A 12,949-nucleotide genomic window follows, 5' to 3' on the forward strand; every position below is an offset into this window, starting at 1 on the left:
TTTTTCAATCAGAGAATTAAGCAAGTGCTTTCTCGATGTCTGAGCTTACTTCTGCTACTTGCTTAGTACCGTCAAATTTTAGGTACTTAGTATTGCGCTTCTGCTTCTGCGCCGTAGTAAGAAATTAGTGGTGCAGTTTGAGTGTGGTAAACGCCTAGACGAGCACGTACTGTCTCTTCTTTGTCGTCATCACGTACTACTAGGTCTTCACCTGTTACGTCATCTTTACCTTCCACTTTAGGTGGGTTGTAAACAACGTGGTAAGTACGACCAGAAGCTAGGTGAGCACGACGGCCAGCCATACGCTCAACGATCACATCGTCAGCTACGTCGAATTCGATTACGTAATCAACTTCAACACCCATTTCTTTCAGGCCATCAGCCTGAGGAATTGTGCGTGGGAAACCATCTAGTAGGAAACCTTTTTCGCAATCATCTTGAGCGATACGCTCTTTGATCAGACCAAGAATGATTTCATCTGACACTAGCTGACCAGCATCGATTACAGCTTTAGCTTGTTTGCCAAGTTCTGTACCCGCTTTGATAGCAGCACGTAGCATGTCACCAGTAGAGATTTGTGGAATACCGTATTTTTCCATGATGAAGTTTGCTTGTGTGCCTTTACCTGCACCTGGAGCACCTAGAAGAATGATGCGCATGATTTATCCTCTTTAAGATTAGAAATTTATACCGAAGCTCACAATCCATTGCCGCAGCATGTGTAAATGGTAAGTTTCGGTATATAACCATCAGATTGGGTTGAACGAGTCAATATACTCGTCGTATTTCTCAAATTTAAGTCGTAGATTCTATCATAAATTGTCAATGCGACGACTCAAATAAGACTAAAGAATGCAATTTTACTTAACAGACTTTTCCAATTAGCAAACAATGCTATCCAAACTGATTTTTACCTGACATTCAAACAAAAAGCCCGCACAAAGCGAGCTTTTTAACGATTTTTGCTTATTAGCCCTTAGTCAAAAGGGTGTTAATCGCACCTAAGAACTGCGATGGATCTTGTAGCGAACCACGTTCTGCTAGCATTGCTTGACCAAGCAATACTTCAACCCAACGACCAAATGCTTGCTCGTCAGCTTCGTCAGCCATACGCTTAACCAAATCATGCTCTGGGTTGATCTCAAGAATGTATTTCACTTCTGGTACTGCTTGGCCTGCTGCTTCCAGCAATTTCGCCATTTGTGTGCCCATCTCGAAATCATCCGTGACCACGACCGCTGGTGTTGTTGCTAGTTTAAATGTGGTGCGCACCTCTTTTACTCGGTCACCCAAGTACTCTTTGGTACGTTCAACCACTGATTTGAATTCTTCTTCGGTCTCTTTTTGTTTCTCTTTCTCAGCGTCGTCTTCAAACTTGCTCAGATCAAGTCCCGCTTTGGTGATCGATTGGAACTGCTTACCATCAAATTCGGTTAGGTAGTTCATCAGCCATTCATCAATGCGATCAAACATCAGGATGACTTCAATGCCTTTGGCTTTGAACTGCTCTAAGTGAGGACTGTTCTTCGCTGCTGCGTAGCTATCTGCTGTTAGGTAATAGATCTTATCTTGGCCTTCTTTCATACGCTCAACGTACGATGCAAGGCTAACCGTTTGCTCAGCTGAGTCCACTTCGGTTGAAGCGAAACGCAATAGACCTGCCACCTTCTCTTTGTTAGAGAAGTCTTCCGCAGGGCCTTCTTTTAGCACCAAGCCGAATTCTTTCCAGAATGATAGGTACTTGTCCGCATCGTTGTTAGCCATGCGCTCAAGCATAGTGAGTACACGCTTAGTACAAGCATTACGTAGTGATTGAGTCACCTTGTTGTCTTGCAGAATTTCACGAGACACGTTAAGTGGTAGATCATTTGAATCAATTAAGCCACGTACAAAACGTAGGTATGACGGCATAAATTGCTCTGCGTCATCCATGATAAATACACGTTGCACGTAAAGTTTCAGACCGGACTTGTGATCACGGTTAAACATATCCCAAGGCGCTTTCGCTGGAATATATAACAAGCTAGTGTAATCGTTTTTACCTTCAACACGGTTGTGACTCCATACTAGTGGGTCAGCAAAATCGTGCGATACGTGTTTGTAGAACTCTTGATATTCTTCGTCGCTGATGTCTGATTTATTGCGTGTCCAAAGTGCTTGCGCTTTGTTAATTTGCTCCCACTTTTTCTCGCCAGTTTCTTTGCCTTCGTCATCTCGCTCAGAAGTTTGGATGTAAACCGGAATACCAATATGGTCAGAATATTTACTGATCACGTCACGTAGACGCCATTCATTCAGGAATTCTTTACCTTCTTCGCGCATGTGCAGCACGATGTCTGTACCACGAGTTTCTTTACGGATATCTTCGATGGTGTATTCACCTTCACCCGCAGAGTGCCATTGCACGCCTTGATCAGCCGCAAGACCGGCAGCGCGAGTGCGCACGGTGACTGCATCGGCAACAATAAATGCAGAGTAGAAACCCACACCAAACTGGCCAATTAATTGAGAATCTTTGCTCTGATCTTCAGACAATTTTGAGAAAAATTCAGCAGTACCTGACTTTGCAATCGTACCTAAATGTTCAATCACATCTTCACGGCTCATACCGATGCCGTTATCTGAAATCGTTAACGTGTTAGCTGTCTCATCAAAAGAAAGTTTTACACCTAACTCTACATCACCTTGGTAAAGGTCTGGATTAGATAAAGCCTGAAAACGCAACTTATCAGAAGCGTCCGACGCATTAGAAATCAGCTCACGTAAAAAAATCTCTTTGTTCGAGTACAGTGAGTGGATCATTAAGTGAAGCAGCTGTTTGACTTCGGACTGAAAGCCGCGAGTTTCTTTATTTTGAGTGGCAGTTTCGCTCATGTTTACTCCATAACATCTATACTTATCAAACCTCTAGCGGAAAAAAGAAGCCTGAGGTTTCAATGATGACTGCTAGATAAGATGAGGGTGGCAAATGTAAATTCAAGGTCAAAAAACATAAAAACAGTGTTTTTTTGCTTTTAGATTGTCTATCCTGCGCACTTAAATAATCGTAGAGGCGTACTTTTTATAAAAAGTAAACCGCCCAATTCATCACGAATGTGATGTCTGAGACCTAGTAACTGAAGGCCAACTGCATGAGTAACATAGGTACCAAATTTAACCTTGCTAATAAATTTTCATTTGATCCCAACACGAATTCTCTTATCGATACTAGCAACGATGACTTTTTGATTCGTATGGGCAGTAACGAAAGTCGTATTTTATTGTTTTTGGCAGAAAGACCGAATCAAGTGGTCAGCCGCCATCAACTGTACGATTTTGTTTGGCGTGAGCAAGGATTTGAAGTTGACGACTCCAGCTTAACCCAAGCTATCTCCACACTGCGTAAGCTTCTCAATGACTCAACCAAATCTCCGGAATTTGTCAAAACCGTACCAAAACGCGGCTATCAACTTATTTGTACTGTAGAGCGTATTACGGCAAATAATTGCAGTGAAAATCTGGTGTCATTTCAAGCTGCCGAAGAATTACCCGTTGATCCAATCCCAGAACCTGAAAGTGATTTATCACCAGAGATTGAGCGAGAAGTTGACGTTTCTGAGACGCCTATCGCCCCCTCTTCTGACGAAGCAAAACCAAACCACAGCTGGTTAACAAAAGTAGCGCTCATCCTTGCGGTAGCATTACCTTTCCTTGCTATCATGTTTAGCCAGCCCAGTGCTTCTGAGTTTCGTCAATTGACGAATGTGTCTGGTGTGGTTGTCAAAACGCCATTGCATCATCCTGATCTCACTAACTGGCTTCCAGCGATTGAGCAATGCGTAACGCGCTACAAAAACAATCATGCTGGCGATATCGCTCCCGTTGAAGTGATTGCAACTGGTGGACAAAACCACCAATTAGTTCTGAACTACATCCACCAGCTACAACATTCAGGAGAAAATATCACCATCCGTATTTTCTCAGATCCAAACCACATCGACCAAATCTGCCAATAGGAGGCGCTCATGAAGCAAAAATTCGCATTACTCCTGCTGGCGATTTCGATTGCAGTCAGTGGCTGGTTGTTCTGGGGCAGTGATTACAAAGTTGAACGAGCAATAACATCGACTGAGTGGCAATCCAACATGGTCACGGTTCTCAATGATAATGTTCGCGGCGAATCTGTTGGCCCACTGCGCAAAGTGGATGTAGTTTCCAATGTGAAGTACTTACCTAACGGTACTTACATACGTGTTGCCACCGTACGTTTATACGCACACAGTGACCAAAGCGACAGTGTGATCAATATTTCTGAAACGGGTCATTGGGAGATCAGCGATAGCTATTTATTGATCTCACCGATTGAATTTAAAGATATCTCATCGGCGAACAGCAAAGACTTTTCTGAGGAACAACTGCAGTTGATCAAAAAACTCTTCAAAATGGATGCTCAGCAAAGTCGCCGAATTGATATTGTTAACGAAAAAACCTTACTTCTCACTAGCTTAAGTCATGGTTCTACGGTACTTTTCTCAAACTAGTTGTTGCTAAAATTTAATTTTTACGTTTGATAATGGGGAGCATGACGCTCCTCATTTTAATGGATCTTGTTTAACCATGGATTGGATAAACTCAATTGGCCTATTTTTAGGCACTCTTATTGCGAATACGCTGGCTTCACTTTCCGGAGGAGGCGCAGGTTTATTGCAATTTCCGCTGTTGCTTTTCTTTGGTTTACCTTTTTCGGTGGCACTTGCTACGCACAAAGTCGCCAGTGTCGCGCTGGGGTTGGGTGCCGCTGCGACCCACATCAAACAAAAAACGTTTACTTTTCATGAAGCACTTTATGTCATGCTTGTTGGCTGTATCGGTGTCGTGATTGGTGCCAATCTAATTTTACATGTGCCAAATGATATCGCTGAGCGTTTACTTGGTGCCATGATTCTTGGGTTGGGAATCTATTCCTACTTTAAAAAGCAGTTAGGGCAACATGCTCAGCCGATTCATCGCAACTGGCAAGGTTGGTTGCTTGGCAGTGTTGGGCTTGTTGTTATCGGTATTATTAACGGCTCATTGACCGCAGGCTCCGGCTTATTGGTGACCTTGTTCTTAGTTCGCTGGTTTGGCTATAGCTACAAACAAGCGGTTGCACTGACCATGATTTGTGTTGGATTGTTTTGGAACGGGATCGGCGCTATCGCAATCGTCGAGGCTGGTGCCAATATTCATTGGCCTTGGGTGCCGATTTTATTGCTTGGTTCATTTTTAGGCGGGGCGTTTGGTGCGTATCTATCCACTCGATTTACCAACCAAGTGATCAAGCAATGCTTTGAAATTTTGACGCTACTCGTTGGACTTAACTTATTGATTTAGAGGTTTTCATGCAAAAAGCGATTATTGATATTTACTACTGTCGTCAGTGTAATTGGATGCTGCGTTCAACTTGGTTAAGTCAGGAGTTATTGCACACCTTCAGTGAAGAAATAGACACCGTGGCTCTTCATCCTGATACGGGTGGTCGATTTGAAATTCACTGTAATGGTGAGCTCATTTGGGAACGAAAACGCGATGGTGGTTTTCCAGAAGCGAAAGTATTAAAACAGCGCGTACGCGATATTATCGATCCTGAGCGAGATTTAGGACATTCAGACAATCGTTAGCTCGTTCTGCAACAAAGGCACCATTGGGTGCCTTTGTTTAATGGTGACCAAGCATGAGTTAGCTTAAGTATGTCTCAACGATGGTATCACCCGCAAAACTTTTCACTTTAAGCATACTATCTTCTAGCACACCATAGCTGGCAGCAAATTCATTACGTGGAAAGGTGACAGAACCTGGGTTAAAGATGAACTGCTCACCATCTTTTTCTGCCAACGGAATGTGCGTATGACCATGCACTATCACATCACCCTCTCGCAGCGCAGGGCGTTTAGCACTGTTATATAGGTGGCCATGAGTTAGAAACATGCGCTGCCCACTTGGCAGCAAAACCCATGCATAATCGCTCATCATCGGAAAGCTCAACAGCATCTGATCGACTTCACTGTCGCAATTCCCACGTACCGCGATGATTCGATCGGCATATTGATTGAGTAATTCAGCTACCGCAGGAGGATTATAGCCTTGTGGAATTGGATTACGCGGCCCGTGGTTAAGAACATCACCCAACAATACCAAGGTTTCCATGCCTGATTGTTCAAATTCAGCCAATACACGCTCTGTTGCTGGTAAGCTACCATGCAGATCAGAGGCAAAAAATAATTTCACTACAATCACTCCTCAGTTTAAGTGAGGACATTTTACTGAATCAGCTAAGCAACGTCATCCGGAGCCATGCCATTAAGCACAATATTATTGTAGCTCACCATACCTATTACTTGGCCATCTTCAATCACTGGTGCACGGCTAATACCAAAACGCTCAAATAGACGAGCGCAATATTTCACGTCCATGCGAGGATCAACCGATAATGCAGGTTTGGTCATCACCTCATAAATATTGGTGCGTTCAGGGGAGCGATCTTTGGCTAACACTTTTTTGGCGATATCATTCATCAGTACAATGCCATATTCATCATCGACATGGCGCTTATTCACCACCAGCGCCTTAACCCCTTGCTGACGAGCAATGCGAATACCCTCATCAACCGTACTGAGCCCATCGATCATCACATAAGTTGGCGCCATGACATCTCTCACTCGCACAATATTTTGGTTACTCATATTTCATCCCCCACCACTTTGGTTAACTTCTCAACTTGATGTGCAACTCCAACGGCATCTTCAATATCAATTTGGATCGCAATGCCCTGCCCTGACTCTTCATCAAACCCACCAACCTTACTGATCGTTTCTAATATCTGTCGGGCAAGATGTTCCTCTACGACGAACAACAACACATCTCTTTGCACCTCGAGAGTGAGTCCAAAAAAGGTACGTTTTTGATTGAGCCCTTCACCTCGAGCGTTATTAATGACTGTTGCACCTGTCGCTCCCGCGCTGCGTGCAGCATCCAATACCTGTTCCGTTTTATTGTCTTCAACAAAAGCTAACAGTAATTTAAAGCGCATTTTGTTTATCCTCTAAAGTTGATTCTTTATTTAACCAACGAGTAATTTGGGCATACCCCATCACCGAAATCATGGGAAATAAACTGGCAAAAGCAATCAAACCAAAACCATCGATCATTGGATTGCGGCCGGGAACCGTTGAGGCCAAACCCAACCCGAGCGCAGCCACCAATGGGACGGTGACTGTTGATGTTGTGACGCCACCTGAGTCGTAAGCAAGGGGGATAATTAATTTAGGGGCGTACATAGTTTGGATCACCACCACCACATAGCCGAAGATAATGTAGTAATGGATAGGGTCGCCCACGACAATGCGATAGCTACCTAAAGAGATACCTACCGCCACGCCCAGAGCTACAGCAATGCGTAACCCGTTAACACTGATAGAGCCACCAGAGACTTGATTGGCTTTAATCGCCACAGCAATCAAGGATGGCTCTGCGATCGTCGTACTGAAACCAATGCAAAAGGCGAACAGGTAAACCCAATAGTAATCCGCCCAGCCTAAAGCCGACTCCGCGCTAATACGAACTTGCTGTAAAAAATCAGGGGCAGTCAATTGTTCGGCCATGGTCTCCCCTAGCGGGAACAACGCCATTTCGAGCCCCATAAGAAATAAGGAAAGCCCTAAGATGACGTAACCAAAACCTAAAATTACCTTGGATAAATTAGCAACAGGGCGTTTGAGCACCGCAAATTGAAAACCAAAGATAATCGTCACGATAGGTACGACATCACCAATAGTGTTAATCAAGGTATCGATAAACTGCATCATCATGTTGTCACCATCATGCCGTAAACCATGACAAACATCATTGGCAGTAGTGAGGCAAAAGCAATCAAGCCAAAACCATCGATCATTGGGTTTCTGCCCTTAATCGAAGACGCCAATCCAACCCCAAGTGCGGTCACCAAGGGAACGGTGATCGTCGAGGTGGTTACCCCACCTGAGTCATAAGCAACACCGATAATGCTCTCTGGTGCAAAAGCGGTTAAGATCACGACTCCTACATAGCCACCAATAATCATATATTGAATCGGCCAGCCTTTAAGTATTCTCAAGACACCTAAGACGATAGCGAAGCCAACCGATAAGGCCACCGTGATGCGCAAACCATTAGCATAGTTTTCTTGGCTTTCTTCACTTAAAGCAATCATGCCCCCTTCCGCGGCAACTTCCGAAGCTTCATCAGCAATTGCGGTTAACGCGGGCTCTGCGATCGTGGTACCAAAGCCTAAACAAAATGCGAAGATCATTAACCACATTACACTGCCTTTACGTGCAAAAGCTTGTGCCATGGTTTCACCAATTGGAAATAGCCCCATTTCTAAACCAAAAATAAAGAAAGTCAGCCCCATCACGACTAGCAACAAACCCATGGCAATTGACATTAGATTAGGCAACGGCTCCTGCAGCACAACCAGCTGAAAAAATGCAATCACTACGATGATTGGCATCAAGTCGCGAAAACTGCCTAGCATCGCGCGCAATAGTGCTGAAAAAGCGTTGGACATAAATACACTCCATTCAATCAATGACTTGGATATGTTGCTATGGCTATCTTGCCAAAGCACCGACTGATAAGATGTGATTCGTCCAACAACCAGCACTAAAGATGTAACAAAGTGTGATTTTTGTGAGCCTCTACAAAACCATAAAGGGTTGAATAAAGTACCTAGTACTCTACGTCCTGATTCGAACGCTATAATTACTCAATATACTCAAGTAACTTCGAGATGTAGGATTCAAAGTAAAGGCTCGCTCGAGAAGGGCAAATTCATGAAGCTCGCGGAACTTAGCACCCAGTGGTTACTTGAGTACATAAGGAGATTGGAATGAAAATACTGCTAACTGGCGGCACAGGATTTATTGGCCGAGAGCTGCTCAAACTACTCACGACTCATGAGGTAGTACTGCTAACTCGAGCTCCAGAGCGCGCTCAACAGTTATTGACCCATGCTGATTTAGGCAATATCACTTATATCGCCGATCTTGACGCATTCCATGATCTCAATGATTTTGACGCTGTTATCAATCTCGCTGGTGAACCGATTGCCGATAAGCGCTGGAGTAAGGGACAAAAGCAACAGATATGCGATAGTCGTTGGAAATTAACGGAACAACTGGTGGAGCTAATTCATGCCAGTACCAACCCTCCCGCGATTTTTATTAGTGGCTCAGCGGTTGGCTATTATGGCGATCAGCAGTCACACCCGTTTGATGAGAGCTTACATGTTCACTCAGAGACCTTTACTCATCGAGTTTGTGAGCGCTGGGAGACCATTGCTAACCGTGCTCGATCAGAAAATACTCGTGTGTGCATATTGCGAACTGGGGTTGTGCTGGGATGCGATGGCGGTGCACTAGCCAAAATGTTATTACCTTACAAGCTTGGAGTAGGCGGCCCCATTGGCCGTGGTAATCAATACATGCCTTGGATACATAAGCTCGACATGGTTCGTGCCATTGTTTATTTGCTCGAAACTGAACATGCTCAAGGAGAATTTAATCTTTGCGCCCCACACCCTGTCACCAACAAACACTTTAGCCGCACGCTCGCTAGAACGCTCAAACGCCCACACATTTTGTTTACACCTAAATGGTCGATGAAATTATTGATGGGAGAAAGTTCAGTACTGCTATTTGATAGTATTCGTGCCAAACCGAAAAAGCTGACGGAGTTAGGTTTTCGCTTTAGCTATTCGCGCTTGGAACCCGCGCTGAAAAATCTATTACAACACCAAGCTTAATCGAGTAATCTAGCCATAACATGTGAACTAAAATGAAAGGAAGTCATGGCTAAAGCAATTCTGATCACCGGCTGTTCATCCGGTATCGGCTATGTCACGGCGCATGCCCTACATAAACGTGGTTATCAAGTCATTGCATCTTGTCGAAAACAAGAAGACGTTTTACGCCTGCAGCAAGAAGGCTTGACCTCGATTCAAATCGATCTCAGTTCTTCTGAGAGCATTAGTCAGGGTGTTAAACAAACACTCGCGATCACCGAAGGTCAACTTTACGCACTGTTCAATAATGGTGCTTATGGGCAGCCTGGCGCTTTAGAAGATCTGTCCGTGGCTGGTTTAAAAGCACAATTTGAGACCAACTTCTTTGGCTGGCATCAGCTTGTGTGTGAATTGTTGCCGACGATGCGGGCCCATGGAGAAGGAAGAATTATTCAAAATAGCTCTGTACTCGGCTTTGCCGCAATGAAATACCGCGGCGCCTATAACGCATCAAAATTTGCCATTGAAGGCTGGAGCGACACGCTCAGACTTGAACTTGCAAACACCAATATAAAGATCGCGCTCATAGAACCCGGCCCCATCGAGACTCACTTTCGAGCCAATGCACTTGTCGCATTTAATAAATGGATTGATATAGAAAACAGCCCACATCACGAAGAATATCAACAGCAATTATCTCGCCTAAGCAAAGCGTCATCCAACAATGCGTTTGTTCTGCCAGCAGAAGCCTGCGTTGCACCTGTTATTCATGCGCTTGAAGCGAAGCATCCAAAAATTCGGTATCGTATTACTAAACCAACAAAAATATTTGCTGTACTTAAACGACTATTACCGACTCGTTGGTTAGACAAAATTCTACAAAAAGCGGCTTAGTGTCATGTTATCGTCACAATTGTATTGCACTATAGAACCGTAAAAGACAATTGCGTTGCATTCGGTGCCTATACATGTCATTAAACCAGTTAAACTGGCTATGTGTGAGTGTTGCGCTAACAGTGTTTATATTTTTTTAAACATCTTCGCTTGCACTTGTGCCGTTGAAAACACCACGCTCAGCGTGGTGTTTTGTTTCTGTAACAAAGCCAACACCTTGATTTTTGCGCCAGATGCCCCTATCTAAAAAAATAGACTTTGTTTTTGCCAAAGGGATGTTTTATGCAATCACCTTTTATCGTCGAGCTTAATCAACAAAACTTTATGCAGGTTCTTGAGAGCTCACAAAATACGCCACTGTTAATTCATTTCTGGGCATCTGTTAGCCAAGAGAGCAGCGCCATCATTCCACAACTGCAGCAGTTGGCACAAAACTATAACGGAGCAATGACACTTGCTCTGCTCAATTGCGAACAAGAGCAATCTATTGCCGCACAATTTGGCATTCAAGCATTGCCTACTATAGCGCTGTTTATCAACGGCCAACCTGTTGATGGCCTTGGTGGTCCTCAACCAATTCAAGTCATCGAAGAGATGTTAGCTAAGCATTTACCAAGCCAAGAAGAACTGCTGTTGAAAAATGCGCTTGAAATGGTAGCGGCTGGCGATCAAATTCAGGCTTTGCCACTACTCGATAGTTTGCCAGTAGAATTAACCAACCGAGGTGATGTAAAACTGGCACTCGCTGATTGCTACCTCACCACACAAGCATTTGATCAAGCTGCAAACTTGTTGCAAGCGATTCCTCTGGAATATCAAGACAATTACTATAAAAGCCTTGTTGCCAAGCTTGAGTTACATAACCAGGCGGCAAATAGCCCTGAAATTCAAGCATTAGAAGAACAGTTTGCTTTAGACTCTACTAATGCAAAGGTCGCACAAGAATTAGCACTGAATTACCATCAAGTTAACCGTGATGAAGAAGCACTAGAGTTAATCTGGCAATTTATTAGCAAAGATCTTGGCTGCCTAGATGGCGAAATGAAAAAGTCATTTATGGATATTTTGAGCGCCCTTGGTCAAGGCAATGCCATCGCAGGAAAATTCCGCCGTCAACTGTATTCAATTCTTTATTAATACAACCCACACACCTTAGTGCACCAAATTTGGCGCACTACTGGTCAGACGCTGACTACATTTGGTAAACACTCCGCAATTAAGCCTAGTTAGTTACATTGTTCTTGGCTTGTTTCGGAGTTGACTAGCAACTTTTACAAACAAACTTGTTGCATATAAATCAATCAGTAACAATGAATTTATCTAACTTATGGAGAAACTCATTGTTATGGACGCAACACTCCCACTCGATACAATCATCCCTACGGCCATTTTTGTTATTGTGGCTATCTCATTTATCTACGCTGGTGTTAAAACTGTTCCGCAAGGTAACCATTGGACAGTAGAACGCTTTGGCCGATACACGCATACTTTAAAGCCAGGGCTTAACTTTATCATTCCATTTATTGATAAAATTGGTCTTAGAATCAATATGATGGAACGTGTGCTCGACATTCCTGCCCAAGAGGTTATTTCACGTGACAACGCCAACGTCACTATCGATGCAGTATGTTTCGTGCAAGTGATTGATGCTGCGAGAGCGGCTTACGAAGTCAACGACTTAGAGCATGCCATTCGTAACCTAACACTAACAAATATGCGTACAGTCTTAGGTTCGATGGAACTCGACGAAATGCTAAGCCAACGTGATATGATCAATGTGAAGCTTCTGGCGATTGTTGATGAAGCAACCAACCCATGGGGCGTTAAGGTCACGCGTATTGAGATCAAAGATGTACAACCGCCATCCGATCTAACCGCGGCCATGAACGCACAAATGAAAGCAGAACGTAACAAACGTGCAGAAATTCTAGAGGCTGAAGGTATTCGTCAGGCAGAAATTCTGCGAGCAGAAGGTCATAAACAATCTGAGATCCTTAAAGCGGAAGGTGAGAAGCAAGCGGCAATACTGCAAGCTGAAGCTCGCGAACGTGCGGCAGAGGCAGAGGCTCGTGCAACCACCATGGTCTCTGAGGCGATTGCGAAAGGTGATATGCAAGCTGTGAACTACTTTATTGCACAAGGCTATACCGAAGCAATTAAAGCCATTGGCAAAGCTGAAAATGGTAAGATTATTATGCTGCCTCTCGAAGCAACAGGGCTGATGGGCTCGGTAGCAGGCATTGCTGAGATGTTTAAACAACAAAACGACCAATAGAG

General features: G+C 44.0%; 14 protein-coding genes and 1 pseudogene. 8 read left to right on the forward strand and 7 right to left on the reverse strand.

Going from position 1 to position 12,949, the window contains the following annotated elements; all coding sequences use genetic code 11:
- Window positions 1-16 precede the first annotated feature (16 nt).
- Together adk and htpG are read right to left on the reverse strand one after the other, a co-directional pair.
- Window positions 17-659 (reverse strand): annotated as a pseudogene (adk, locus tag Vt282_RS10225) (adenylate kinase).
- A 310-nt stretch (window positions 660-969) separates the two neighbouring features.
- Window positions 970-2,874 carry a molecular chaperone HtpG gene (gene htpG, locus Vt282_RS10230; protein ID WP_162063305.1) on the reverse strand — a complete coding sequence of 635 codons (1,905 nt, stop codon included), beginning with the start codon at window positions 2,872-2,874 and terminating at the stop codon, window positions 970-972.
- A gap of 257 nt (window positions 2,875-3,131) precedes the next feature.
- Here htpG and Vt282_RS10235 point away from each other — a divergent pair, with 257 nt between their 5' ends.
- The 4 genes from Vt282_RS10235 to Vt282_RS10250 all read left to right on the forward strand — a co-directional run bounded on the left by Vt282_RS10235 (window position 3,132) and on the right by Vt282_RS10250 (window position 5,639).
- Window positions 3,132-3,995 (forward strand): transcriptional regulator, encoded by an 864-nt coding sequence (locus Vt282_RS10235; protein WP_162063306.1) that lies wholly within the window; start codon window positions 3,132-3,134, stop codon window positions 3,993-3,995.
- 9 nt (window positions 3,996-4,004) lie between these two features.
- Entirely contained in the window at window positions 4,005-4,520 is a 516-nt protein-coding gene (locus Vt282_RS10240) for a regulatory protein ToxS (RefSeq protein ID WP_162045808.1), read from the forward strand.
- Window positions 4,521-4,596: 76 nt separating this feature from the next.
- Entirely contained in the window at window positions 4,597-5,352 is a 756-nt protein-coding gene (locus tag Vt282_RS10245; RefSeq protein ID WP_162063307.1) for a sulfite exporter TauE/SafE family protein, read from the forward strand.
- Window positions 5,353-5,360: 8 nt separating this feature from the next.
- The gene (locus tag Vt282_RS10250; protein WP_162063308.1) at window positions 5,361-5,639 is read left to right on the forward strand and encodes an Rdx family protein; all 279 of its coding nucleotides are present in this window, start codon (window positions 5,361-5,363) and stop codon (window positions 5,637-5,639) included.
- Window positions 5,640-5,697: 58 nt separating this feature from the next.
- On the opposite strand, the gene yfcE is transcribed toward Vt282_RS10250, so the two are convergent.
- The 5 genes from yfcE to Vt282_RS10275 are packed head-to-tail and all read right to left on the reverse strand — an operon-like array spanning window position 5,698 to window position 8,563.
- Entirely contained in the window at window positions 5,698-6,246 is a 549-nt protein-coding gene (yfcE, locus tag Vt282_RS10255; RefSeq protein WP_162063309.1) for a phosphodiesterase, read from the reverse strand.
- A 44-nt stretch (window positions 6,247-6,290) separates the two neighbouring features.
- The gene (locus Vt282_RS10260; RefSeq protein ID WP_162063310.1) at window positions 6,291-6,701 is read right to left on the reverse strand and encodes a CBS domain-containing protein; all 411 of its coding nucleotides are present in this window, start codon (window positions 6,699-6,701) and stop codon (window positions 6,291-6,293) included.
- Complete coding sequence (locus Vt282_RS10265; RefSeq protein ID WP_162045803.1) at window positions 6,698-7,048, reverse strand: P-II family nitrogen regulator; 351 nt, start codon at window positions 7,046-7,048, stop codon at window positions 6,698-6,700. Before Vt282_RS10265 ends, Vt282_RS10260 begins: the two co-directional genes overlap by 4 nt.
- A complete protein-coding gene (locus Vt282_RS10270; protein WP_415663422.1) occupies window positions 7,038-7,826 on the reverse strand; it encodes a DUF1538 domain-containing protein in 789 nt (262 codons plus the stop codon). Before Vt282_RS10270 ends, Vt282_RS10265 begins: the two co-directional genes overlap by 11 nt.
- Window positions 7,823-8,563, reverse strand: coding sequence for a DUF1538 domain-containing protein (locus Vt282_RS10275; protein WP_162045802.1), 741 nt, complete (start codon window positions 8,561-8,563; stop codon window positions 7,823-7,825). Before Vt282_RS10275 ends, Vt282_RS10270 begins: the two co-directional genes overlap by 4 nt.
- Before the next feature lie 321 nt (window positions 8,564-8,884).
- Here Vt282_RS10275 and Vt282_RS10280 point away from each other — a divergent pair, with 321 nt between their 5' ends.
- From Vt282_RS10280 to Vt282_RS10295, 4 genes are all read left to right on the forward strand, one after another.
- Window positions 8,885-9,799 (forward strand): TIGR01777 family oxidoreductase, encoded by a 915-nt coding sequence (locus Vt282_RS10280; RefSeq protein WP_162045801.1) that lies wholly within the window; start codon window positions 8,885-8,887, stop codon window positions 9,797-9,799.
- 45 nt (window positions 9,800-9,844) lie between these two features.
- Window positions 9,845-10,672, forward strand: coding sequence for an SDR family oxidoreductase (locus Vt282_RS10285; RefSeq protein WP_162063311.1), 828 nt, complete (start codon window positions 9,845-9,847; stop codon window positions 10,670-10,672).
- A 282-nt stretch (window positions 10,673-10,954) separates the two neighbouring features.
- A complete protein-coding gene (locus Vt282_RS10290; RefSeq protein WP_162063312.1) occupies window positions 10,955-11,809 on the forward strand; it encodes a co-chaperone YbbN in 855 nt (284 codons plus the stop codon).
- Between the two features lie 208 nt (window positions 11,810-12,017).
- Complete coding sequence (locus Vt282_RS10295; RefSeq protein ID WP_162063313.1) at window positions 12,018-12,947, forward strand: SPFH domain-containing protein; 930 nt, start codon at window positions 12,018-12,020, stop codon at window positions 12,945-12,947.
- The last annotated feature ends 2 nt before the right edge of the window (window positions 12,948-12,949 follow it).

The sequence above is a fragment of the Vibrio taketomensis genome (assembly GCF_009938165.1).
In the GTDB taxonomy this organism is placed as follows: Bacteria; Pseudomonadota; Gammaproteobacteria; order Enterobacterales; family Vibrionaceae; genus Vibrio; species Vibrio taketomensis.